The sequence below is a fragment of the Bradyrhizobium sp. LMTR 3 genome (assembly GCF_001693485.1).
Lineage (GTDB): Bacteria > Pseudomonadota > Alphaproteobacteria > Rhizobiales > Xanthobacteraceae > Bradyrhizobium.
Genome location: NZ_MAXC01000049.1, coordinates 128,665 through 149,781 on the forward strand (window position 1 = coordinate 128,665; position 21,117 = coordinate 149,781).

The window sequence follows — 21,117 nt, forward strand, 5'->3', positions numbered from 1 at the left end:
TAGCACCATGCGTGATGCCGGACTGGAACTAGCAATCAAGGCAGCAGGTGGCGTCGGATCGCTGGCGCGGGGGTTGGGCATTGCACAGCCGTCCGTTTCCGCATGGTCGCGCATTCCTGCCGAGCGGGTTCTCGCGGTCGAGGCGCTGACGCAGGTGGACCGTCTCGCACTGCGTCCCGATCTCTACGGATCGTCCGAGGATCAGGTGACATCGAAATCCGAAATCGACGAGATCGACCAACTGCGTGCCGCGGAATACGGGCTGCTGTCGTTGCTGCTCGGCAAGGCGCCCGATACGGAAACACTGCAACGGGTTGCAACGCTGAAGGGCGACGGATCCGATCTCGGCATGGCGCATGTCGAACTCGCATCTGCCGCTGCGGCGACGGATGATCGCGCCGTCAGCAAGGAGTTCTTCGATCTCTTCATCGGGCTCGGCCGCGGCGAACTGCTGCCCTATGCCTCCTACTATCTGACCGGCTTTCTTCACGAGCGCCCGCTGGCGCGGGTGCGCGAGGATCTGCGTGCGCTCGGAATCGAGCGCGCAGGTACCTCGCGGGAGCCGGAAGACCATATCGCTATCCTGCTCGAGGTCATGGCGGGCCTCGCACGCGGCGACTTCGAAGCCGAGTTCGCCGAGCAGGCGCGCTTTTTCGAGCGTCATCTCAAGCCGTGGGCGGCGCGGATGTTCGCCGATCTGGAAATGTCGCAATCGGCGCGCTTCTACCGCGCCGTCGGCCGCACCGGCCGTGTCTTCATGGAATTGGAATCAGAGGCCTTCACGCTGTCCGAGTGATGGCGGTGAGGCAACGTGACAAGGGGAGAATGCAATGAGCAAGCCATCTGACGGTAAGTCACGGACCACAGAAATGGATCGGCGCAGCCTGTTTCTGATGGGCGGTTCGGCGGTCGCTGCAGCCGCCGTTGTGCCGCTTGCGGGCAGCGAGGCGCTCGCGGACGAGTCGCAGGCCGAGCGCCTCAAGGCGCGCTACAAGGAAAGCGATCACGTCAAGAATTTCTATCGCGTAAACCGCTACTGATGGGACCACGCACATGTTGATGAAGCGAAGAGACGGATCCGCGGGCAGGGCGCGTTTGCAGGGTATCGCCGCCGGCCTCGCGTCGGGAGTTCTCGACCGCCGTACGTTTCTGCGGCGGTCCGGTCTGGCGGCTGGCGCGGGCGCCGCGCTCGGCCTGATGCCGCTCGGATCGGTGCGCAAGGCGCAGGCAGGGCCTGAGAAGGTCGGCGCGCCCACCGAAATCAGGAAGAACATCTGCACGCATTGCTCGGTCGGTTGCACCGTGATCGCCGAAGTGCAGAACGGCGTCTGGGTCGGCCAGGAGCCGGCGTGGGACAGCCCGATCAACCGCGGCTCGCATTGCGCCAAGGGCGCAGCCGTGCGCGAACTCGTCCATGGCGACCGCCGGCTGAAATATCCGATGAAGCTGGTCAACGGCGAGTGGCAGAAGATCTCGTGGGATCAAGCCATCAACGAGATCGGCGACAAGATGCTGGAGATCCGCGCCAAGTCCGGCGCCGATTCCGTCTATCTGCTCGGCTCCGCGAAGTTCTCCAACGAGGGCGGCTACCTGTTCCGCAAGTTCGCGGCATTCTGGGGCACCAATTCGATCGATCATCAGGCCCGCATCTGTCATTCGACCACCGTCGCCGGCGTCGCCAATACCTGGGGCTACGGCGCGATGACGAATTCGTACAACGACATGCGCAACTCGAAGACGATCGTCTTCATGGGATCGAACGCCGCCGAAGCCCACCCGGTTTCGTTGCAGCACATCCTCTCCGGCAAGGAGCTCAACCGCGCCAACGTATTCGTGCTCGATCCGCGCTTCACCCGCACCGCGGCGCATGCCACCGAATATGTCCGCTTCCGCGGCGGCACCGATATCGCGGTGATCTGGGGCATGCTGCACCACATCTTCAATAATGGCTGGGAAGACAAGCAGTTCATTCAGCAGCGCGTCTACGGCATGGACCAGATCCGCGCCGAAGTCGCGAAGTGGACCCCGGAAGAGGTCGAGCGTGTCACCGGCATTCCCGGCGAGCAGTTGAAGAAAGTTGCCGGGACCTTCGCCAAGCAAAAGCCGTCGGCCTTCGTCTGGTGCATGGGCGGCACCCAGCACACCGTCGGCACCGCCAACGTCCGCGCCTACTGCAACCTGCTGCTGGCGACCGGCAATGTCGGCACCTTCGGTGGTGGCGCCAATATCTTCCGCGGCCACTGCAACGTGCAGGGCGCGACCGATATCGGCCTCGATATCGTGACGCTGCCGCTCTACTACGGCCTGGTCGAGGGCGCCTGGAAGCACTGGGCGAGGGTCTGGGAGGTCGAATACGATTACCTGCAGTCGCGTTTCGATGAAGTCCCAGCGAAGTCGGGCCGTCCGGCGCGTACCCGCAAGCAGAACATGGAGCTGCCGGGCATCCCGTGGACCCGCTGGTTCGATGCGACGCTGGCCAACCCCGACGATGTCGATCAACGCGATAATGTAAAGGGCGTGGTCGTCATGGGGCACGGCGGCAACACCATCCCGCGCATGACCGAGATGGTGAAGGGGCTGGAGAAGCTCGAACTGCTCGTGGTTGCCGATCCGCATCCGACGACATTCGCGGCGATCTCCGAGCGCAAGAACGGCACCTATCTGTTGCCGGCCTGCACCCAGTTCGAGACCTCGGGCTCGCGTACAGCCTCCAACCGCTCGCTGCAGTGGGGCGAGCAGATCGTCAAGCCGATCTTCGAAGCGAAGGACGACTACGAGATCATCTATCGGCTGTCGGAAAAGCTCGGCTTCGCCGACAAGATGTTCAAGAACATCAAGGTCGAGAACAAGCATCCGTCGGCCGAGGACCTCTTGCGCGAGATCAACCGCGGCGGCTTCTCGACCGGCTATTCCGGCCAGTCGCCGGAGCGGCTCAAGGCGCACATGAAGAACCAGGGCAAATTCGACCTGGTGACCCTGCGCGCCAAGGCGGACGAGCCGGAGATCGGCGGCGACTATTACGGTCTGCCGTGGCCGTGCTGGGGCACGCCGCAGATCCGGCATCCGGGCACGCACACGCTCTACAACACCAACCTGCACGCCAAGGATGGCGGCGGCACGTTCCGTGCCCGCTTCGGCGTCGTCTACGAGGAGAAGCAGCCGGACGGCTCGGTCAAGAAGGTCAACCTGCTGTCCGAAGGCTCCTACAGCAAGGGGTCGGAGCTGACCGACGGCTATCCCGAGTTCACCTATGGCGTGCTCAAGAAGCTCGGCTGGGACAAGGATCTGACCGAAGCCGAACTCGCGACCATCAACAAGATCGGCGGCAACAATCCCGATGGCGTCGGCTGGGCGGTCGATCTGTCGGGCGGTATCATCCGCGTCACGCTGGAGCATGGCGTGATGGCGTATGGCAACGGCAAGGCCCGCGCGGTGGCGTGGAATCTGCCGGATCCCGTGCCGGTGCATCGCGAGCCGATCTACACCGCGCGGCCCGATCTCGTCGCGAAATATCCGACGCGTCCGGACGGGCGTCAGTTCCGCATGGCCAATGTGGGCTTCTCGATCCAGAAGGCGGCGGTCGAGAAGGGGCTCGCCAAGCAATTCCCGATCATCCTGACTTCGGGACGCCTCGTCGAATACGAAGGCGGCGGCGAAGAAACCCGATCCAATAAATGGCTCGCGGAATTGCAGCAGGACATGTTCGTCGAGGTCAACACCTCGGATGCCGCCGAGCGCGGCATCAAGGATGGCGGCTGGGTTTGGGTTTACGGTCCGGAAAACAGCTCGAAGGCCCGCGTCAAGGCGCTGGTCACCGACCGCGTCGGCAAGGGAGTGGCGTTCATGCCATTCCACTTCTCCGGCTGGTTCCAGGGCGTCGACCAACGCGGCAAATATCCGAAGGGCTCGGACCCGATCGTGCTGGGCGAAAGCGTCAACACGATCACGTCCTACGGCTACGACCCGGTCACCGGCATGCACGAGGGCAAGGTGACCCTGTGCCAGATCCAAGCGGCGTGAGAGGAGAATAGATCATGGCTCGCGTCAAATTTCTTTGTGATGCCGACCGTTGCATCGAGTGCAACGCCTGCGTGACCGCCTGCAAGAACGAACATGAAGTGCCGTGGGGCATCAATCGCCGCCGCGTCGTCACCATCAATGACGGCAAGCCCGGCGAACGCTCGGTCTCCATGGCCTGCATGCACTGCACGGATGCGCCGTGCGCCGCGGTTTGCCCGGTGTCGTGCTTCTACACCACCGCCGACGGCGTCGTGCTGCACTCCAAGGATCTGTGCATCGGCTGCGGTTACTGCTTCTACGCCTGTCCGTTCGGCGCGCCGCAATATCCGAAGGTCGGCAACTTCGGATCGCGCGGCAAGATGGACAAGTGCACCTACTGCGCGGGCGGGCCGGAAGCCGACTCGACGCCGGCCGAATACGCCAAATACGGCGCCAACCGTCTGGCCGAAGGCAAGCTGCCGATTTGCGCCGAGATGTGCTCGACCAAATCACTGCTTGCCGGGGACGGCGCGATCATCGCCGAGATCTACAAGGAGCGGGTGATGAAGCGCGGCTATGGCTCCGGCATGTGGGGCTGGAAGACCGCCTACAGCGATTCACCGACCGGCTGATGCAACGGCCGCCGCGCTTCGGCGCGGCGGCATCAGGGTAATTCCGATAACCGAAAGGCGTTGTGCAAATGCCAGGCTCTCTTTCAAATCTCAAATTCGCTGTTTTCAAGCCGCTGCTTGCCGCGCTCGCGCTGTTGTTCGTGTTCGCGCAGCCCGCGGCCGCACAGATTTCCTTCAAGCCGACCGCCGAGGCCGTTCAGGAAGACAAGCTTCTGAACGCGCTGAAGGAGGGCGACAAGATCACCGGGCGCGTATCGATCCCCGACGGAAATGCTGCCAATCTGATCCAGCCTGCGGGGCGCGACTGGCGCGACTTCCAGCGCAGCAAGCTGCCCTGGATCGGCGGCATTGCCATCCTCGGCATGCTGGCTGTGCTCGCGATCTTCCTGATGGTGCGCGGCCGGATTCGCGTCGAGAATGGGTTTTCGGGCAAGACGATGTTGCGGTTTGCCAGCTTCGAACGTTTCACCCACTGGCTGACGGCAAGCTGTTTCATCGTCCTGGCGCTCTCGGGTCTGAACGTCAGCTTCGGACGCACCCTGATCCTGCCACTGTTCGGCGCGGACGCCTTTGCGGCCATGTCGGCCTGGGCCAAGCTCGCGCACAACTACCTGGCATTCCCGTTCATGCTGGGTCTTGCGATCATGTTCCTGATCTGGATCAAGGATAATATCCCCGGAAAGCTGGACATTGAGTGGATCAAGCAGGGTGGCGGTCTTTTCTCAAAGGGAGGGCACCACACGCCAGCCAAGCGGTTCAATGCCGGTCAAAAGGGCATTTTCTGGATCGTGATCATCGGCGGCGTGCTGATGTCGGTGTCCGGCTGGTTCCTGCTGTTCCCATATCTTCCGGGCAACGTCACCGCACTCCAGTTCTGGACCGTGATCCACGCCGTGATCGCGATGCTCTTCATCGCCGCCATGCTGGCGCACATCTATATCGGTTCGATCGGCATGGAGGGGGCGTTTGATGCGATGGGAACCGGTGAGGTCGATCTCAACTGGGCCAAGGAGCATCACGCGATCTGGGTCAAGGAACAGCAGGCAAAGGGCGAAGCTCCATCTGATAGCACGGCCCGCGCAGTACCGGCCGAATAGTCCGGTCAGGCGCAAGCAAAACGTGAGGAAGTGACATGAAATCCTTTGTTGCGGCTCTGGCGTTCGCCATCGTCGCTGCTGTCGGCGTCGCGATGGTGCTCAACACCATTCAGGAGCCAAGCTCCGTCGCCTTTACGACCACGGGCGCCAGGGTCAGCGATCCCGGCCATAATCTGATCGGCCCGGGCTGACGCCGGCGGTGGGCGTGCCTGACGTCACGCTGGCGTGGCCGGTTGAAATTCGCCTGCCGAAGGATCGCCGCACGTTGCGCGTGGCCTTTGACGATGGCCGCACATTCGATCTCTCCGCCGAATTGCTCCGGGTCACCAGCCCGTCCGCCGAAGTGCAGGGGCATTCCGAAGCCGAGCGCAAGACCGTCGGCGGCAAACGCAATGTTACCATTCTTTCGGTCGATCCTGTCGGCAACTATGCTGTCAGAATAGGGTTCGACGACATGCACGCGACCGGCATCTACTCCTGGGCGTTTTTGCACGATCTCGGTGAGAATGCCGAGCGGCGCTTTCAGGACTACCTCGACGACCTGCAGGCCAAGGGGCTCGACCGCGACAGGCCGGGCGTACGCTGAGGGCCGGCGGGAATGGCATTCACCGATTCGGCGAAAGCTTCCCGTCGCAAGGCAGGCCGGTCGGCGCTTCTGGCACTTGCGGCCGTGCTGATCGCGCTGCCGATCAGCGCAACGGCTGCCGTCGCGCAACTCCGCGGGCATGGCGGGCCGGTTCGGGCGTTGGCGATCTCGTCCGACGGTCAAAGCGCGATCTCCGGCAGTTTCGATTCAACCGCGATCCGCTGGTCGCTGACGCGCAATGCGGCCGAGCAGGTGCTTCGTTTCCATTCCGACGCGGTCAACGCGGTCGTGCTGCTCGGGGAAGGACGCGCAGCGACCGCCGGCGCTGACGGTCGCATCGCCATCTGGACCCTTGGCAAGGCGGAGCCCGACACGGTGCTCGAAGGCCACACGGCGCCGATCGTGGCGCTTGCCGTTTCGCCCGATGGCGCGACGCTCGCGTCGGCGTCGTGGGATCACACGGTGCGGCTCTGGCCGCTCGCAGGCGGCGCGCCGCGCGTGCTCGATGAGCATACGCAGAACGTCAACGGCGTGGCGTTTACGGCCGATGGCCGCACGCTGGTCAGCGTCAGCTACGACCTCAGCGTTCGCATCTGGCCGCTGTCGGGCGCGCAGGCGCCGACCGTCGTTCCGATGCCGACACCGCTCAATGCCGTGGCCGCAGGCCGTGACGGTGAAATCGCGGTCGGCGGTGCCGACGGCAAGGTTTACTTCCTGACCGCCAGCGGTGCGCGCGCCGGCGAGCTTGCGGCAGGGCCGAGGCCGGTGATCTCGATTGCGATTTCGCCTGATGGCGCGCATGTGGCCGCCGCGGGCATCGGCGGCACGGTCGCGGTGATCGACCGCAAGGCGCGTACGCTCGCGCGCACGCTGGTTGGTCCGGGCCTTCCGGTCTGGTCGGTCGTATTCGCACCCGACAGCCGCACGCTGCTCACGGGCGGCGCCGACAACATCATCCGGCGCTGGAATGCTGCGACAGGCGAGCCGGTCGATCCGCTTCTCGTGGAAACGGCAGGAGATCCGCTCGCCGCCTATGCCGGAGATCGCGGCGCGGAGGTCTTTCGAGCCTGTGTGGCCTGCCATACGCTTGGTGCCGATCAGGTCAACCGCGCAGGCCCCACGCTCGCCGGCATCTTCGGCCGACGAATTGCAACCGCGCCCGGATATAATTTTTCCGAAGCGCTCAAGCGCCTCGATATCGTCTGGACGCCCGAGACGGTTTCCAAACTGTTCGAGGTCGGGCCGCAGGCCTACACGCCCGGCACCAAGATGCCGGAGCAGCGCATCGGCTCGGAGCAGGACCGCGCCGCGCTGGTGCAATTCCTCGAGCGGGCGACCAAGCGATAGGGCCGATCGACGCTGCGACTATGCCGATTGCGTCAATGCTTCGCGGGTGGTGTCGAGAAGACCAGCGACATATCCTCGTACTCCTCGATCGGAAGCCTGGTGACGCCCGCGGAGGCCGGAGATTTCTTCGACAACGCCACGCCGGTGGTTACGGTAGAACGTTCATGGGAAATTGAGTACGAGCGCATCGTGGTTGCGACCGCGAGCAGGGCGACTGCCACGAATCCGGAAATCAACAGCTTCATGGAAAGCTCCGTTGGTTCGAAATGCAGTGTGGCTTGCACCACTGCAATACGGCCAACGGTCACGCGCGAATGTGGCCTGCGTCACCTATCACGATCTTGTTTTTGACGATCGGGCCGGTTCCTTAGCGGGTAAAGAGACGCGGGTCCGCATTGCTGAACGTTTCCAGCGGCGAACTACGCACCTGGAGCAAAAGCTGCTTACGGAGCAGGACGACGACCGGTCCGCGGGTTGAGCGGACCCGTTGGCCGGCGCCTCAAGGCTTCCGGCAGGAATTTTTCGTCCGGAGCGGCAACGGCGCTGGAGCGAACGTCCGCCGCGGTTTGGGCGCGTTCGTGCTCGGTTTGATTGTCCTTGAACCTTCGCTTGACGTCGAGGCCACCAACGGGATCGTTGACGCCGTGTTGAATGTCCCTGAAGTCGTCCACAGAATCCTCCCCGACTTCCATCCCATCCGTATCTTTGGAAACGCGGACCGGAGAATCAGGTTCCTCCTGCGTCCCTCAGGAGGCGCCGTTAAATTGAAGCATCAAATGGAACCGGCAGTGCCACGCCCAATTGATTCCAGATGAAGCGAGATGGAGCGGCAGATGAGCGACAGCACCGTCAAGAAGGTATCCAGCAAAACCGCACCCAAGGGAACGATGGGTCAAACCTATCTCGTTTCCGGCAAACACCTCTCGATGCGCCTATGGGAAAACGAACAGCCGCAAACCGACATATCCCGGCCGAGAGATTATGAAACGGTGGGCTATGTCGTGAATGGACGTGCTGAACTTGTTATCGAGGGTCAGACGATAAGGCTGGAGCCAGGAGACTCCTGGCTGGTGCCGGCGCATGCCGAACACAGCTATCGCATTCTCGAGCCATTTACGGCCGTGGAGGCGACGGCACCGCCCGCGCAAGTGCATGGCCGCGACGAAGTAAAAGCGTAGCCGGCACACAACAAGATTTTGGGAGAACGTGATGGGACTCGAAGCAGTCTATTTCATCGGAGCGTTCGTGCTTCTTACCGCGCTGATCTATGGGACGCTGAGCTATCGTTATCGCAACAGGGCCGCGACGCAGGCCGGCGACGAAATCGTGAAGCAGCGGTATCGGGAGAACCAGGGCTGAGGCAGGGAAAATTCGCTTCTCCAACAGGAGCTTCGTAGCCCGGATGAGCGAAGCGACATCCGGGATAGGTGCCCGAGATAACCCGGATGTCGCTTCGCTCATCCGGGCTACAACTCTACAGCCTGCGCTGGGGACTGCGGCCATCACAGCACGCCTTGCGTGTCCTCGGCGCCGAGTGCGGTCTTGTAACCGCCGTCCCGACCGGGGACGCTGACATGAATCTCGTGCCCTTCGCGCATCGCCAGCGACGCGGCGGCGACGGCCGCTTCGAAGGCTGCTTCCTTCGTGTCATATCTATTCTGCGCATTCCCGTCATGGAGGACCGTCCAGCCGTCCGGCTCGGAGACGATCATGTATTCGGCCAATCCCATCGGAGCCTCCTTGCTGTTCGCAAGGCCAACGTCGAGACCGTTGCCGGGTTCCGATCGGGTGACCGTTTGGCGGGCATCACGCGCGCCGTGCCGGACTCCGGGTGGATCCCTGCCGCGAAGGGTCGGTCAGGTTTTCGGGGGACGTCCACGCTTGGCAAATGTCAGTCCCTGCATGTCGGCGGCGTTCTGTAGAAGACCTGCGCGCTTCAAAGCTTCGCTTCGTGCAGGACCATGAGGCATGGCCCGCGCCTTCTCCAGCGCTGCCAGTGCTTCGGAATGCAGGTCCCGCTGGGGCCGATCTTCGACCTTCCTCTTGTCCATTCAAAAAGACTAGGAGGCGGGAACATCGCCTGTCTGTACGCTTCTAGACGTTGGAACCCTGAGTCCACCGATTTATCGGAACAAAATCCCATACTTTCCGCTTCCAATTCTGGAGGTGTCCCAATGAGCAAGGAAAAGCCCACCGATGATCCGCGCCAGCAGACCGACTGGGGATCACACAAGCAGACTGACAAGCCGTGGAAAGAGAAGCCGGAGAAGGAGCAACGGTCGTCGTCGAAAGTAGACCTGGAAAAGTGGCATGAGACCAACACCCATTAGTTTGCTGCATGAGGGCCGCTCGCGCCCCTCATCCTGAGGAGCCCGCGAGAAGCGGGCGTCTCGAAGGATGTAGGCCACAGACGGGGCCTCATGGTTCGAGACGCGCTTCGCGCTCCTCACCATGAGGGGCTATGACACAGTACGATTGTCCGGCGCTGTGGGATGGATGGAGACGCTGCAGATGCTTGAAGAGAAGTTGAAGGAAGCAATCGTTGCTGAACTGAAACGGCAGGCAGCGAATGATCCGCGGGCGCTCAGCGTCGATGACTCCGAAGGCCTCGTCGTCAAGGGCAGGATCGATCTGGACGATCTGACGATGGTGATTGCGGGAGCTGTTGCCGGAGGACCGTAAGCGTTTCCGCAAAGGCTGCCATACGCTACTGCAGGAACGGAGATTGTCGCCGGGCGTTCTTTCAAAAATGATTGGACGCGAAGAAGATGAAAGAACCGCTGCCCCTGTTGATAGAGAGTTCGATTGAAATCGCCTGGGACTATCTCGAGCGCACGGGAGAACTGGGTGATGCGATGGTGGCTGGGCGTTTCCTCAGCGACACGATAGAACTGATGGTGCGGCGTGGCGAGCGTCGGCGGTTGATGCTGGCCAACAAGGCAATCGCGGCCTATCAGCAATTCAGGCGGCAGCAGTCCGAACATCCGGTGCTCGCCTCAGCCTGATGACCCCGTTTGCGCGAGCGCAAGTTGAAGCGTCGCTGCTGTTTTGACGCGTTTTCCTGACGTGAACCGGTGTCCACCCCGGACCAAGTCCGGGGCAGGCTTTCGCTGGAAAACGCTTCGGCTGTTCGCTTGCCCGAAGGGATCGAAGCCTGATCAGCGGCGTTTATAGCCCATGAAAAAGGACGGCGAGACCGTGCGCATATGCAAGGTCGAGACCATTGCTCAGGGCAAGGGAAAGCTGGTCCGCGTGAGCTACGAACAGCGCAGGCGTGACGGCGAACGACAACGGCGCCATCGCGAGATCTACGACAACGGCAATTCGGCCGTCATTCTTCCCTATGATGCGGATCGCAAGACCGTGCTGCTCACCCGGCAATTGCGGCTGCCGGTATTGCTGCAGGACGGCATGGAGCGAACCGTAGAGGCGTGCGCCGGCAAGCTCGATGGCGAGGAGGCCGAACGGCGCATTGTGAAAGAGATGCAGGAAGAGCTCGGTTACAACATCTCGAAACTGGAACGGTTGTTCGAGCTCTATGTGAGCCCAGCCGCGATCATGGAAAAGATCGTCTTCTTCGTCTGCACTTACTCGCCGGTGAACAAGGTGTCCGACGGCGGCGGGCTTAAGGAGGAGGGGGAAGATATTGAGGTGGTCGAGACGACCCTGGAGCAGGCGGCTGCGATGGTCTCAACTGGAGAGATCGTCGACGCAAAGACGGTCGTTCTCGTTCAGTATCTGCGTGATCGCATGCAAGCTGCTATTCGCAGCTAGATGGCACCGGCTGCCGCGTCCGGCCTGCATCCGTTACAGGAACGGCTTTCCGCCGGTGACCGCGATGGTCGCACCGGAGACGTAGCTGGAAAGCGGATCGGCCAGCATGACGTAGGCAGTCGCCAGTTCGACCGGCTGGCCCGGGCGCTTCATCGGAACCTGCTTGCCGAAGTTCTTCACGGAATCTTCGGGCAGGGTTGAGGGAATGAGCGGCGTCCAGATCGGCCCCGGTGCGACGGCATTGGCGCGAATGCCCTTCTCGGCCAGCATCTGCGCGAGCCCTGCCGTGAAATTGTGGATCGCTCCCTTGGTCGTCGCATAGGCCAGCAGGCTCGGGTTTGGCACATCCGAATTGATCGACGCGGTATTGATAATGCAGCTTCCCGGCTTCATGTGGCTGACGGCCGCTTTGGTAAGATAGAACATCGCGTGGATGTTGACCTTGAAGGTCAACTCCCATTCCTCGTCGCTGATATCCTCGATGGACTTGAAGCTCGCTTGATGTGCGGCGTTATTGACGAGGATGTCGATGCCGCCGAACTCCGATACGGCTTTGGCAATGACTGCCCGGCAATGATCGGGATGTTGAATGTCGCCCGATAGAAGAACGGCCTTTCTGCCGGCTCCCGTCACCAGCCGTTCGGTTTCGCCAGCATCGTTGTGCTCATCGAGATAGGAGATCAAAACGTCGGCTCCCTCCCTGGCGAAAGCAATAGCGACCGCGCGGCCGATGCCACTATCACCCCCGGTGATGACCGCCTTCTTGCCGTTGAGCCGGCCGCTGCCTTTATAGGAGGTCTCGCCATGATCCGGCAGCGGCTTCATCGCGCCGGTCGTGCCCGGCATCGGCTGATGCTGGCTGGGAAAAGGTGGGTGCGGATAGTGCAGCATTGTATCTCTCTCCCTCCAAAAGCGGCGGCGACGCCGCAGCCTTGGCGCCGCGGCTAGGTGAGGCGGTGGAGGTTTCCCAACGGATTGAGCTCGCTGGGTTCCTTATCCTCATCCTCGATCTTGCGCTGTTCTGCCTTGGCTTCCTCTTGCAACTTGCCGTCGCCGACGACTTCGGCGATGACCTCCTTGGTCTTCCCCGCAACTCGGCGGGTCGTCCGTTTAATGGTACCCATAATCGTGACCTGCGCTGTGGTGGGTCTGGTCCAGGTCAATGTCCGGCTGCAGCCTTCGTTCCTGTGCGCACGGGAGTGCGATCGCACTCCCGATCGCCTACGCCAGTTTCTCTCAGGAGAGCCGCGTCCGCTCCCGCGGATAGCAGCCGGTGAAATCTTACGGCCGATCCTCGATGTCGTGCGCGGCCAGCGGGCTTACCGCGGGAGCGTTGAGCGGCTTCCCGTCGAATGCGAAGTGAGATCCGTGGCAGGGGCAGTCCCAACATGTCTCAAAAGAATTCCAATGCAGATGGCAGCCGATATGCGTGCAAGCGGCCGAGCGGGTATAGAGTTTGCCAGAGGGATCGCGATAGGCGGCGATCTTGCTGAGGCCGTGGCGTATGATGGCGCCGTGTCCGGCCTCTAAGTCGCTCACCGAATTTAGTTCGCCCGGCGCGAGATATTCTGCGAAATTCTTCACCGGCGTCAGGTTCTCTTTCAGGAAATTGCCGACGGCGGCGGGGGTCTTGCGCGAGGGGGCGTAGACTTCGGTCCATTTGGTGTCGCGGCCCAGGATCAATGCCGCATTGATCATGGCGCCCGCCACCCCGTGCGTCATGCCCTGGCCGGAATCGCCGGTATGCACGTAGATATTCTCGCTCCCCGGATTCCTGCCGATGAAGCCCGCATAGTCGATGGTCTCGAGAACTTGCCCCGACCAGCGGTAAGTAACCTCCTGAACGTCAGGAATGAGATTGCGCGTCCAGGCTTCGAGGGCCTGAAAACGCATCTCGGCATCGTCGGCTTCACCGCTCTTGTGATCTTCACCTCCGACGATGAGATAGTCGGTCTGATCCTCGCCCGGCTGCAGCCGCACATAGTGGTAGGGATCCAGCGTGTCCCAATACAGGGCGTCCGGGATCGCGCCTTTCTTTACCGAAAATGCCATCGCGTAAGTGCGATAGGGCGCCATCTTGGTATGCAAGGCAAATCGATCCACGATCGGCGAGTTCGTCGCCACGACCGCCGCCCGGGCAATGACCTTGCCGCCGCCGGTTGAGACGACCACCCTGCCATCGTCACGCTCTTCGACGGACTCGACCACCGTGCCGGCGTGGAACGTCCCGCCCTTCGCTTCGATGATCGCGGCGAGCCCCTTGAGATATTTGAGCGGATGAAACGTACCCTGCCGCGGGTAGCGCAACACGCGTTGTTGCTCGCAGTGAGTGAAGGGGACGCCGACCAGCCGATGGACGGGCGTGCCAATTTTGCGAGCGGCATCAAGCTCATCGTCGATGATTTTCGAATCCGTATTGAGCGCCTGAAAAAGATAGCCGTCGAGGCGACGGAAATCGCACTCGATGGATTCCTTCTTATGCACCGCTTCGACGCGATCGATCGCAGCAGCCTGGCTTTCATGGAACAGACGCGAAAGTACCTCGCCGCGCAGTCGGATCATCGCCGATGTCAGATCGTCGCACGGCGAGCCGAGATGCGCCGTGGTCCGCGCCGTCATGCTGCCGGCGATATCGCCGCGGTCGATCACAATGACCCGCGAGCCTTCGATCGCAAGTTCGTACGCGGTGGAGATTCCTGCGATGCCAGCGCCGATGACCACGACATCGCATTCCTTGTCGCCCTGCAGCGGTGCTGCGTTGGGAGCGACCGCAACGTCCATCCACAGCGACCTGCTGCGGCGATCGGCGAAATGGCTCATCCGAAAACCCGATAACTAGAAAAATAGTTCGAAGGGCAAACGGCAGATTGACGCCTTGGTTCCCCGCCTTTGCCGCGATCAGGCGTGTCACATTAGCTCGATGAGGCGCCGGGCATCGGCCGGCGCGGCGCTCTTCTGGTCATTGTCGAAATAGACGAAGACGTCGCAGCCCTGCCTTTTCCAGGACCTGATGCGACGGGCCCAGCCGGCAAGGGCGGCCTCGCCATAGTGATCTCGATAGCGGCCTCCGGGCCCATGCCCGCGGACGTATACGAAATCGGCGGTGCGCTTCCACAGCGCCGGTGCGTCATGATGATCGGAAATGCAAAGCGAGACGTTTTGCTTCCGCAGCAGCCGGATGATCCTCGGCTCGTACCAGCTCGGATGCCTGAATTCGAAGCTGTACCGGCGCTTCTTCGAGAGCAGCTTGAAGAACGAGGCAAGCCGGTCGGCGTTGGCCTGGAAATTCGGTGGTAGCTGAAACAGCACCGGTCCCGCCTTCCTGCCGAGCAGGGAGAGGCGGCTTTCGAGCAGTTCGAGGCTGTTGACCGAATTCTCCGAGAGCCGCTTCCAATGCGTGATGAATTTGGATGCCTTCCAGGCGAATACGAAATTGCTTCCCGTCTGCGCGTGCCAGCCCTTTACCGCTTCCGGCGTCGGCGTCCGGTAAAATACCCCGTTCAGTTCGGTGGTCGGGAATTGACCGGCGTAAAATTGCAATTGTTCCTTGAGCGGCAGTCCCTTGGGAAAGAACGGCCCACGCCAGGATTCGTAGTGCCAGCCCGACGTGCCGATCAGGACACGCGGCATGGCATCACGGCTTCACGACGACCTTGATGAAGCGGTCCTTCTCCTGCTCGCAGCAAGCGTCGCCAATTGCCATGCCACGCCAGCGCTTTCATTCCAAAGCCCTCCGCATCGGTTGACGATGAGAATGATCGGCGATGCCGAGTTGTTCCGGCATCGGCCCAGCGTGAGGAATGGGACATGCGACAACGAAACCTGAGTTGAGCGTCAGGCGGGGTCCGGGGCCTCTTCGAGGTCATCCAGTTCCACGAGAAAGGCCAGCAGGAGGTCTTCCTGCGGCTGCGCGGCATCCCGTGCGGCCTCCCGGTACAGGGCAATTTCGTTCTCGGTCGAGCGTCGGGCCCGGAGCCGCGCCTTGCCATCCCAGAGAGGTGCACCGTTCGAGGTCAAGCCGGCGATATCCTGACGCAGCCAATGCTCGTGACAAAGCTGCTGAGATTCCCGCAAGTTCTTGGCTTCGAAGGCGAGGGTGGGTCTTCCGCCAATATCCAGGGTAAAAATCGCGGGCAGCAACGTCATCCAAGCCAAGCCATATGTCTGATGAAGGGAACGACGGCGCTGAAGGCCACAAGTGCGCAGGACATTCCGATCCGCATCGCAATTCGCGTCAGGTTCATGCCGGCGGCCTGATGTTGTCCGTCAGGCGGTTCAATTCTTCGGAATCCAGCGGATCTGCAACGATCCTGATTTCGGTAGCGTTACATTTTGCGCATTCGAAGGTTCGCTTTTCGGAACGGTCGGCAGCCAAGACAACGTCGGCCAGTCGCATTCGAGTCAGGCATCTGACGCAATGCGGGCATTCGATCGGTAAGAGGGCGGCGAACATCTGGCTAACCTCATTACAAGATTAACCCACCGGCGGATTGTCGTCTGTCTGATCCCTGACATATGCCCTTGCGGCAACGCCGAGCAAAATGCAGGAGAACTTCCTGCAGTGCGAAAACGCGGCCGAAACCGCCGGGTCGAGGCAAGGTGAAAAGGAACCATAGGGAGTATCGCTGATTGATTACTTAGCTGTTGCGGGATTAGCAAGATGGCGAAGAAAGCGAAGAAGCGCAAATATTCGAAGGGCGCGGCAAAGAAGGTAGGCCGCGCCATGAAGAAGCGCAAAGCCGGCACGCTGAAGAGCGGTCGATCCGGCAAGAAGGTAAAGAGCAGGAAACAGGCGATCGCAATCGGTCTGTCCGAAGCCCGAAAAAGGGGTGCCAAGGTGCCCAAGAAGCGTTCGAAGAAGAAGTCCTAGTCCGATCGGGCCAGATCGGCGGCGGGATACGCTACCATCCAATCGTCAAGCAGTTCATCCCCGGAATCGTCGAGCGCCCGAGGCCGATAGCGCTCGGGATTTCGGAACGACGAGATTCTTCGGCTTCGGGGGAACGTTGGCTTTCGTGTCATCGGTCTGCGCCGCTCCGTCGGCGTCCCCGTCCGCGGGACGACCACTAGAACGGCGAGCGGTTGACCGGGGTTCCTGTCACCCCGCGCAAAATCAACGGGGACGTCTCTACCGGCTTTTCCGCAGATCAAACCTGCGCATGCTGCCCGCCGGGACGTGAAATTCGGCTCAACGCCGCACCCGTCCCGTCTCCGCTTTGCACCAGCGCGATGTCGCCCAGCGCAATGATGCCGACGAGCCGCTTGTCGCGATTGAGCACGGGCAGGCGACGAACCTGGATGTCACCCATGTTGGCGCACACCTCGTCGAGATCCTGGTCTTCGTAGCAGTACTTGACGTCGGCCGTCATCACGTCGCCGACCCGCGCCTCCGGGCCTCGACCCATGCCAATCCCGCGGATCGCGATATCGCGGTCGGAAATCATGCCGACCAGGCGCTCATTGTCCGTTACCGGGAGCAACCCGACACCGAGGGCCGCCATGGCCTGCGAGGCGTCTCTTAACGTGTCATCGGGAGTGCAGAGTTGAACCTCGGGTGTCATCGCATCGGAAACTTTCATGTGAGCCTCTCCGCTTGCCGGTTCTTCACCCGCTAACAGGCACGTCGGATCGCCGTTCCAGAGGGCAAATGAAATATTCCGACACTGGTGGAGAGACCTCAGGCGAGCCCGAAGTCTCTCCTCGATTGTCCTACCAGCGGTTGCTGTCCACGCCGACGCCCACGCTTACGCCAGGTGCCCGGAAACCAACGCCGGCTCGCGGCCCGTCGTCCCAATCGCGATCGCGATAGTATCGACGCTCGATATATCGCTCGCGCGGTGCATAGGCGTATGAATCGCGGACGATGACGCGGCTGCTGCCGCGGGTGCGATAACAGCGTCCGTTCTCGTCACAGACCATGCGGACCTGCTGTATCAGGTCGGAGTTTTTGTATTCGCTGTCGGTGTAGATGTCGGAGGCATTTGCACTGCCTGTCAGGAGCAGACCCGTGCCGGCCAGTAGGCCGATTGCGATCTTCCTCATTAAAGTTCCTCCTCGTTCGAATACTGCCCGCGGCTCAAAGCGTCGCATCCACTTTGGTTCCGGGAGCCAAGTCGATGGAGGAGAAAGTTCCGGTAGACGCAACCAGCCAGAAATTCGCGCGTTGGGCCACATGGAGCACCGAATATGACCTCTGAAGCGAAACCCCGCATTTCTCACAACGCGCTCGTTCTCATCGGCGATGGCCAAAAGGCCCTCTTTCTCCGTAACAAAGGCACCCCGCAGCACCTCAATTTGGAAGTCGAGCACGTGCTCGAGCAGGAAAATCCGGCAACACGCGAACAGGGAACCGATCGTCCCGGGCGGTCCGTCCAGAGCGTGGGCGCGGCTCGAAGCGCAATGGAGCAAGCCGACTGGCATTACATCGCCGAAGAGCGGTTCGCTGGCACCATTGCCGACGCCCTCTATCGGCTTGCCCACGGCAATCACTTCGACAAGTTGGTTGTGGTCGCACCAGCGAAAGTTCTGGGCAATCTCCGACAGGCTTTTCATGCCGAAGTGGCAGAGCGGATCGTAGGCGAGATTCCGAAGCAATTAACTTCCCATCCGATACCCGATATCGAAAGGCTGATGGCGGCTTAGCTCTCGCATGTCCCGGACGCGGCGCAGCGCTTAGCGCTGCACCGCAGAGCCGGGACCCACCACCGCAGCGTGTGGACCCCGGATCAGCAGCGCACCACGCCGCTACCGCGGCGCGCTGCGCAGCATCCGGGGAACGCCGGCCACCGACGGTTCAGTTTTGACTCAGGTCACCGGACCGGGATTGAACAGCGCGAGCGCGTTGGTCAGCTTCCAGTGCTCGGCCCAGGTCTCGCGGCCGCTCGCGACGTCGAGGATCAGGCGGAATATCTCCCAGCCAACGTCCTCGATCGTCGCATCCCCGGTCGCAATGCTGCCGGCATCGACGTCGATCAGGTCGTGCCAGCGTTGCTTCAGCTCGCTGCGGGTCGAGACCTTGATGACCGGCACGGCGGCAAGTCCATAGGGCGTGCCGCGGCCGGTGGTGAAAACATGCAGCGTCATGCCGGAGGCCAATTGCAACGTACCGCAGACAAAATCGCTTGCCGGAGTCGCGGCAAAAATCAGTCCATTTTGGCTGACACGTTCGCCCGGCGCCAGCACGCCCGCGATCGGGCAGGTGCCGGACTTGATCACCGAGCCCATCGCCTTCTCGACGATGTTGGAGAGGCCGCCCTTCTTGTTGCCCGGCGTGGTGTTGGCGCTGCGGTCGGCTTCGCCGCCGGCGAGATAGCGGTCATACCAGGCCATCTCGCGCACCAGCGCGTCGGCAACGTCCTGGGTTGCCGCGCGCGGCGTCAAAAGATGGATCGCATCGCGCACCTCCGTCACCTCAGAGAACATCACGGTCGCGCCGGCGCGCACCAGCAGATCCGCAGCAAAACCCAGCGCAGGATTGGCCGTGACACCCGAGAACGCATCGCTGCCGCCGCATTGCATGCCGACCACCAGCGCCGATGCCGGGCAGGTTTCACGGCGGCGCTGATCCAAAATCTTGAGGCGCGCATCGGCCATCTGCACGATGTCCTCGACGATCTCGCCGAAGCCGGTGAGGCCTTCGTCCTGCATGCGCATGATTTCGTCATCGGCGCTCATGCCCTCGGGTAGCAGCAGCTCGGGCTGCAACTTCTCGCAGCCGAGGCCAACGATCATCACCTCGCCGCCGAAATTGGGATTGCGCGCCAGGTTCTGCAGCGTGCGGATCGGTACGGCAGCGCCCGGTGCGTTGATCGCAACGCCGCAGCCATAGGCATGCGTGACCGCAACGACGTCGTCGACGTTGGGATATTTCGGCAACAGCTCCTTGCGAATCCGCTCCAGTGCGAATTCGACCGTGCCGGCGACGCATTGCACGCTGGTCGAGATCGCGAGAATGTTGCGGGTGCCGACCGAACCGTCGGCATTGCGATAGCCTTCGAACGTGTAGCCTTCCAGCGGCGGCAGCCCGATCGCGCCGCCGTTCGGTCTTGGCAGATTATCGAACGAGGGTGCGTCGGGCATTTGCATCAGCGATTCCTTGACCCAGCTACCTCTCGCGATCGGCGCTGCGGCATGGCCGATGACCTCGCCGTAGCGGCGAATGGCTTCGCCTTCTCCGATATCGGCGAGGGCGACCTTGTGGCCTTGCGGGATCTGTTCGATCAGCCGCAAACCGCATGAGAACTCAGCGCCCGGATGCAAACCTCCGCGGTTCGCGACGATCGCGACGTTATCGTCCGCGTGCATGCGGATGTAGAGCGGTTTCGCGGTGACGGGCTGCATATCGAATCCTTGTTCGCGGGCGGTATCGGACAACGCGTAGCTGCGCTGCGTGAGTGAGGCAATCAAGGTCAAACCGCGCGCGTGATCAAGCAGCCTCCGGGCAAGGCGCCGGGCGGTGAGGGCCTCCTGTAGGGAGCAAATGCTTGGCTGGCGTGGGGGCGGGCTTGGAACCAAATAGTAAAATAATATGACTAGTCAGGGCCGATCTTCCGTGAAATATTCCCCGCGCTGCCGCCAATGGACAGCGCTAAAGGTGCCTTGATACCGATTTCGGTGATGCGAGGCACCCTGACAACATTTTTGGGAGAATGCGCCTCATGACCTCCAAAGCCCTCCTTGCGGCCACCGCCCTAGTCGCCATCACCCTCTCGCTCCCGGCCACCGCCGCGGAATTGACCGTCGGCTTCTCCCAGATCGGATCCGAATCCGGCTGGCGGGCGGCGGAGACCTCGGTCTCCAAATCGGAGGCAGCCAAGCGCAAGGTCACGCTCAAGATCGCCGACGCCCAGCAGAAGCAGGAGAACCAGATCAAGGCGATCCGTTCCTTCATCGCCCAGGGCGTGGACGCGATCTTCCTCGCGCCGGTCGTGTCGAGCGGCTGGGATGCGGTGTTGAAGGAGGCCAAGGAAGCCAAGATTCCGGTCGTGCTGCTCGACCGTGACATCGATCCGTCGGGCAAGGAGCTGTATCTCACCGCCGTCACCTCTGACAGCGTGCATGAAGGTGCGGTCGCCGGCGAATGGCTGGCGAAGACGGTAGCCGGGAAAGCATGCAACGTCGTCGAGCTGCAGGGCACGGTCGGTGCGAGCGTCGCGACCAACCGCAAGAAGGGCTTTGACGGCGTCGTCGCCAAGAACGCCAACCTCAAGGTGGTGCGCAGCCAGACCGGCGACTTCACCCGCGCCAAGGGCAAGGAGGTGATGGAAAGCTTCATCAAGGCCGAAGGCGGCGGCAAGAATATCTGCGCGGTCTATGCGCACAACGACGACATGATGGTCGGCGCGATCCAGGCGATGAAGGAGGCCGGCCTCAAGCCTGGCAAGGACGTCCTGACGGTCTCGATCGATGCGGTGCCTGATATCTTCAAGGCCATCGCGGCCGGCGAGGCCAACGCCACCGTGGAGCTGACGCCAAACATGGCGGGCCCGGCACTGGATGCCATCATGGCTTACAAGGCGAAGGGAACGGTGCCGCCGAAGTGGATCCAGACGGAATCGAAGCTCTACACGGCGGCCGATGATCCGCAGAAGATCTATGACAGCAAGAAGGGCCTCGGCTACTGACCGTCCGGCGTTGCGCCGCCGGGCCTCGAGTTAGCGCCGGCCCGGCGGCGAAAGCCTTC

Annotated in this window: 28 protein-coding genes; 17 read left to right on the forward strand and 11 right to left on the reverse strand. The window is 62.0% G+C overall.

Annotated elements, in window-relative coordinates; translation table 11 throughout:
• Window positions 1–7 precede the first annotated feature (7 nt).
• The 8 genes from LMTR3_RS28905 to LMTR3_RS28935 all read left to right on the forward strand — a co-directional run bounded on the left by LMTR3_RS28905 (window position 8) and on the right by LMTR3_RS28935 (window position 7,661).
• Window positions 8–796, forward strand: coding sequence for a molecular chaperone TorD family protein (locus LMTR3_RS28905; RefSeq protein ID WP_065748363.1), 789 nt, complete (start codon window positions 8–10; stop codon window positions 794–796).
• Between the two features lie 34 nt (window positions 797–830).
• Window positions 831–1,040: a hypothetical protein gene (locus LMTR3_RS28910; protein ID WP_065748364.1), complete on the forward strand. Its 210-nt coding sequence runs from the start codon at window positions 831–833 to the stop codon at window positions 1,038–1,040.
• 13 nt (window positions 1,041–1,053) lie between these two features.
• Complete coding sequence (locus LMTR3_RS28915) at window positions 1,054–4,020, forward strand: formate dehydrogenase subunit alpha (protein ID WP_065748365.1); 2,967 nt, start codon at window positions 1,054–1,056, stop codon at window positions 4,018–4,020.
• Between the two features lie 14 nt (window positions 4,021–4,034).
• Complete coding sequence (gene fdh3B, locus LMTR3_RS28920; protein WP_028348819.1) at window positions 4,035–4,631, forward strand: formate dehydrogenase FDH3 subunit beta; 597 nt, start codon at window positions 4,035–4,037, stop codon at window positions 4,629–4,631.
• Window positions 4,632–4,699: 68 nt separating this feature from the next.
• Window positions 4,700–5,728 carry a formate dehydrogenase subunit gamma gene (locus tag LMTR3_RS28925; RefSeq protein WP_065748366.1) on the forward strand — a complete coding sequence of 343 codons (1,029 nt, stop codon included), beginning with the start codon at window positions 4,700–4,702 and terminating at the stop codon, window positions 5,726–5,728.
• A 35-nt stretch (window positions 5,729–5,763) separates the two neighbouring features.
• The gene (locus tag LMTR3_RS38725; RefSeq protein WP_176722017.1) at window positions 5,764–5,919 is read left to right on the forward strand and encodes a hypothetical protein; all 156 of its coding nucleotides are present in this window, start codon (window positions 5,764–5,766) and stop codon (window positions 5,917–5,919) included.
• Between the two features lie 14 nt (window positions 5,920–5,933).
• Window positions 5,934–6,314, forward strand: coding sequence for a gamma-butyrobetaine hydroxylase family protein (locus LMTR3_RS28930; RefSeq protein WP_065748615.1), 381 nt, complete (start codon window positions 5,934–5,936; stop codon window positions 6,312–6,314).
• Window positions 6,315–6,326: 12 nt separating this feature from the next.
• Window positions 6,327–7,661 (forward strand): c-type cytochrome, encoded by a 1,335-nt coding sequence (locus LMTR3_RS28935; protein ID WP_084029872.1) that lies wholly within the window; start codon window positions 6,327–6,329, stop codon window positions 7,659–7,661.
• A 32-nt stretch (window positions 7,662–7,693) separates the two neighbouring features.
• On the opposite strand, the gene LMTR3_RS28940 is transcribed toward LMTR3_RS28935, so the two are convergent.
• Together LMTR3_RS28940 and LMTR3_RS28945 are read right to left on the reverse strand one after the other, a co-directional pair.
• Window positions 7,694–7,906: a hypothetical protein gene (locus LMTR3_RS28940; protein ID WP_141686861.1), complete on the reverse strand. Its 213-nt coding sequence runs from the start codon at window positions 7,904–7,906 to the stop codon at window positions 7,694–7,696.
• Window positions 7,907–8,104: 198 nt separating this feature from the next.
• Window positions 8,105–8,332, reverse strand: a complete 228-nt coding sequence (locus LMTR3_RS28945) for a hypothetical protein (RefSeq protein ID WP_065748617.1) — start codon at window positions 8,330–8,332, stop codon at window positions 8,105–8,107.
• A 162-nt stretch (window positions 8,333–8,494) separates the two neighbouring features.
• Here LMTR3_RS28945 and LMTR3_RS28950 point away from each other — a divergent pair, with 162 nt between their 5' ends.
• A complete protein-coding gene (locus LMTR3_RS28950; RefSeq protein ID WP_065748618.1) occupies window positions 8,495–8,839 on the forward strand; it encodes a cupin domain-containing protein in 345 nt (114 codons plus the stop codon).
• Window positions 8,840–8,870: 31 nt separating this feature from the next.
• Window positions 8,871–9,020, forward strand: coding sequence for a hypothetical protein (locus tag LMTR3_RS38730; protein WP_176722018.1), 150 nt, complete (start codon window positions 8,871–8,873; stop codon window positions 9,018–9,020).
• A 143-nt stretch (window positions 9,021–9,163) separates the two neighbouring features.
• Here the strand turns inward: LMTR3_RS38730 and LMTR3_RS28955 are convergent, their stop codons facing one another.
• On the reverse strand, window positions 9,164–9,391 hold the full coding sequence (locus tag LMTR3_RS28955) for a DUF2188 domain-containing protein (protein WP_065748368.1): 228 nt from the start codon (window positions 9,389–9,391) through the stop codon (window positions 9,164–9,166).
• A 444-nt stretch (window positions 9,392–9,835) separates the two neighbouring features.
• Between LMTR3_RS28955 and LMTR3_RS38735 the strand changes: the two genes are divergently transcribed.
• The 4 genes from LMTR3_RS38735 (at window position 9,836) to LMTR3_RS28970 (ending at window position 11,435) form a co-directional block, all read left to right on the forward strand.
• Window positions 9,836–9,991, forward strand: a complete 156-nt coding sequence (locus tag LMTR3_RS38735; protein WP_176722019.1) for a hypothetical protein — start codon at window positions 9,836–9,838, stop codon at window positions 9,989–9,991.
• A 166-nt stretch (window positions 9,992–10,157) separates the two neighbouring features.
• Entirely contained in the window at window positions 10,158–10,343 is a 186-nt protein-coding gene (locus LMTR3_RS28960; protein WP_065748369.1) for a hypothetical protein, read from the forward strand.
• 86 nt (window positions 10,344–10,429) lie between these two features.
• A complete protein-coding gene (locus LMTR3_RS28965; protein WP_065748619.1) occupies window positions 10,430–10,666 on the forward strand; it encodes a hypothetical protein in 237 nt (78 codons plus the stop codon).
• Between the two features lie 172 nt (window positions 10,667–10,838).
• On the forward strand, window positions 10,839–11,435 hold the full coding sequence (locus LMTR3_RS28970; protein WP_065748370.1) for an NUDIX hydrolase: 597 nt from the start codon (window positions 10,839–10,841) through the stop codon (window positions 11,433–11,435).
• Window positions 11,436–11,468: 33 nt separating this feature from the next.
• On the opposite strand, the gene LMTR3_RS28975 is transcribed toward LMTR3_RS28970, so the two are convergent.
• From LMTR3_RS28975 to LMTR3_RS28995, 5 genes are all read right to left on the reverse strand, one after another.
• Entirely contained in the window at window positions 11,469–12,326 is an 858-nt protein-coding gene (locus LMTR3_RS28975) for an SDR family oxidoreductase (protein ID WP_065748371.1), read from the reverse strand.
• A 53-nt stretch (window positions 12,327–12,379) separates the two neighbouring features.
• Window positions 12,380–12,559: a hypothetical protein gene (locus LMTR3_RS38740; protein WP_065748372.1), complete on the reverse strand. Its 180-nt coding sequence runs from the start codon at window positions 12,557–12,559 to the stop codon at window positions 12,380–12,382.
• Between the two features lie 157 nt (window positions 12,560–12,716).
• Entirely contained in the window at window positions 12,717–14,255 is a 1,539-nt protein-coding gene (locus LMTR3_RS28985) for an FAD-dependent oxidoreductase (RefSeq protein ID WP_065748373.1), read from the reverse strand.
• Between the two features lie 87 nt (window positions 14,256–14,342).
• Window positions 14,343–15,065 carry a DUF72 domain-containing protein gene (locus LMTR3_RS28990; RefSeq protein ID WP_065748374.1) on the reverse strand — a complete coding sequence of 241 codons (723 nt, stop codon included), beginning with the start codon at window positions 15,063–15,065 and terminating at the stop codon, window positions 14,343–14,345.
• 204 nt (window positions 15,066–15,269) lie between these two features.
• Entirely contained in the window at window positions 15,270–15,581 is a 312-nt protein-coding gene (locus LMTR3_RS28995; protein WP_065748375.1) for a hypothetical protein, read from the reverse strand.
• A gap of 514 nt (window positions 15,582–16,095) precedes the next feature.
• Here LMTR3_RS28995 and LMTR3_RS29000 point away from each other — a divergent pair.
• Window positions 16,096–16,305 (forward strand): DUF6496 domain-containing protein, encoded by a 210-nt coding sequence (locus tag LMTR3_RS29000; protein ID WP_057847722.1) that lies wholly within the window; start codon window positions 16,096–16,098, stop codon window positions 16,303–16,305.
• Window positions 16,306–16,582: 277 nt separating this feature from the next.
• On the opposite strand, the gene LMTR3_RS29005 is transcribed toward LMTR3_RS29000, so the two are convergent.
• Window positions 16,583–17,014, reverse strand: a complete 432-nt coding sequence (locus LMTR3_RS29005; protein ID WP_065748376.1) for a CBS domain-containing protein — start codon at window positions 17,012–17,014, stop codon at window positions 16,583–16,585.
• A gap of 130 nt (window positions 17,015–17,144) precedes the next feature.
• Window positions 17,145–17,477: a hypothetical protein gene (locus LMTR3_RS29010; RefSeq protein ID WP_065748377.1), complete on the reverse strand. Its 333-nt coding sequence runs from the start codon at window positions 17,475–17,477 to the stop codon at window positions 17,145–17,147.
• Window positions 17,478–17,621: 144 nt separating this feature from the next.
• Between LMTR3_RS29010 and LMTR3_RS29015 the strand changes: the two genes are divergently transcribed.
• Window positions 17,622–18,077: a host attachment family protein gene (locus tag LMTR3_RS29015; protein ID WP_065748378.1), complete on the forward strand. Its 456-nt coding sequence runs from the start codon at window positions 17,622–17,624 to the stop codon at window positions 18,075–18,077.
• 162 nt (window positions 18,078–18,239) lie between these two features.
• Here LMTR3_RS29015 and garD read toward each other — a convergent pair whose 3' ends face one another.
• A complete protein-coding gene (gene garD / locus LMTR3_RS29020) occupies window positions 18,240–19,775 on the reverse strand; it encodes a galactarate dehydratase (RefSeq protein WP_065748620.1) in 1,536 nt (511 codons plus the stop codon).
• Between the two features lie 317 nt (window positions 19,776–20,092).
• On the opposite strand from garD, the gene ytfQ reads away from it, so the two are divergent.
• Window positions 20,093–21,058: a galactofuranose ABC transporter, galactofuranose-binding protein YtfQ gene (gene ytfQ, locus LMTR3_RS29025; RefSeq protein WP_065748621.1), complete on the forward strand. Its 966-nt coding sequence runs from the start codon at window positions 20,093–20,095 to the stop codon at window positions 21,056–21,058.
• The last annotated feature ends 59 nt before the right edge of the window (window positions 21,059–21,117 follow it).

Coding starts and splice junctions, on each gene's coding strand:
- LMTR3_RS28905 (WP_065748363.1), top strand. CDS start 8: ATGCGTGATGCCGGACTGGAACTAGCAATCAAGGCAGCAGGTGGCGTC.
- LMTR3_RS28910 (WP_065748364.1), top strand. CDS start 831: ATGAGCAAGCCATCTGACGGTAAGTCACGGACCACAGAAATGGATCGG.
- LMTR3_RS28915 (WP_065748365.1), top strand. CDS start 1,054: ATGTTGATGAAGCGAAGAGACGGATCCGCGGGCAGGGCGCGTTTGCAG.
- fdh3B (WP_028348819.1), top strand. CDS start 4,035: ATGGCTCGCGTCAAATTTCTTTGTGATGCCGACCGTTGCATCGAGTGC.
- LMTR3_RS28925 (WP_065748366.1), top strand. CDS start 4,700: ATGCCAGGCTCTCTTTCAAATCTCAAATTCGCTGTTTTCAAGCCGCTG.
- LMTR3_RS38725 (WP_176722017.1), top strand. CDS start 5,764: ATGAAATCCTTTGTTGCGGCTCTGGCGTTCGCCATCGTCGCTGCTGTC.
- LMTR3_RS28935 (WP_084029872.1), top strand. CDS start 6,327: ATGGCATTCACCGATTCGGCGAAAGCTTCCCGTCGCAAGGCAGGCCGG.
- LMTR3_RS28940 (WP_141686861.1), bottom strand. CDS start 7,906: ATGAAGCTGTTGATTTCCGGATTCGTGGCAGTCGCCCTGCTCGCGGTC.
- LMTR3_RS28950 (WP_065748618.1), top strand. CDS start 8,495: ATGAGCGACAGCACCGTCAAGAAGGTATCCAGCAAAACCGCACCCAAG.
- LMTR3_RS38730 (WP_176722018.1), top strand. CDS start 8,871: ATGGGACTCGAAGCAGTCTATTTCATCGGAGCGTTCGTGCTTCTTACC.
- LMTR3_RS28955 (WP_065748368.1), bottom strand. CDS start 9,391: ATGGGATTGGCCGAATACATGATCGTCTCCGAGCCGGACGGCTGGACG.
- LMTR3_RS38735 (WP_176722019.1), top strand. CDS start 9,836: ATGAGCAAGGAAAAGCCCACCGATGATCCGCGCCAGCAGACCGACTGG.
- LMTR3_RS28960 (WP_065748369.1), top strand. CDS start 10,158: ATGGAGACGCTGCAGATGCTTGAAGAGAAGTTGAAGGAAGCAATCGTT.
- LMTR3_RS28965 (WP_065748619.1), top strand. CDS start 10,430: ATGAAAGAACCGCTGCCCCTGTTGATAGAGAGTTCGATTGAAATCGCC.
- LMTR3_RS28970 (WP_065748370.1), top strand. CDS start 10,839: ATGAAAAAGGACGGCGAGACCGTGCGCATATGCAAGGTCGAGACCATT.
- LMTR3_RS28975 (WP_065748371.1), bottom strand. CDS start 12,326: ATGCTGCACTATCCGCACCCACCTTTTCCCAGCCAGCATCAGCCGATG.
- LMTR3_RS38740 (WP_065748372.1), bottom strand. CDS start 12,559: ATGGGTACCATTAAACGGACGACCCGCCGAGTTGCGGGGAAGACCAAG.
- LMTR3_RS28985 (WP_065748373.1), bottom strand. CDS start 14,255: ATGAGCCATTTCGCCGATCGCCGCAGCAGGTCGCTGTGGATGGACGTT.
- LMTR3_RS28990 (WP_065748374.1), bottom strand. CDS start 15,065: ATGCCGCGTGTCCTGATCGGCACGTCGGGCTGGCACTACGAATCCTGG.
- LMTR3_RS28995 (WP_065748375.1), bottom strand. CDS start 15,581: ATGACGTTGCTGCCCGCGATTTTTACCCTGGATATTGGCGGAAGACCC.
- LMTR3_RS29000 (WP_057847722.1), top strand. CDS start 16,096: ATGGCGAAGAAAGCGAAGAAGCGCAAATATTCGAAGGGCGCGGCAAAG.
- LMTR3_RS29005 (WP_065748376.1), bottom strand. CDS start 17,014: ATGAAAGTTTCCGATGCGATGACACCCGAGGTTCAACTCTGCACTCCC.
- LMTR3_RS29010 (WP_065748377.1), bottom strand. CDS start 17,477: ATGAGGAAGATCGCAATCGGCCTACTGGCCGGCACGGGTCTGCTCCTG.
- LMTR3_RS29015 (WP_065748378.1), top strand. CDS start 17,622: ATGACCTCTGAAGCGAAACCCCGCATTTCTCACAACGCGCTCGTTCTC.
- garD (WP_065748620.1), bottom strand. CDS start 19,775: ATGCAGCCCGTCACCGCGAAACCGCTCTACATCCGCATGCACGCGGAC.
- ytfQ (WP_065748621.1), top strand. CDS start 20,093: ATGACCTCCAAAGCCCTCCTTGCGGCCACCGCCCTAGTCGCCATCACC.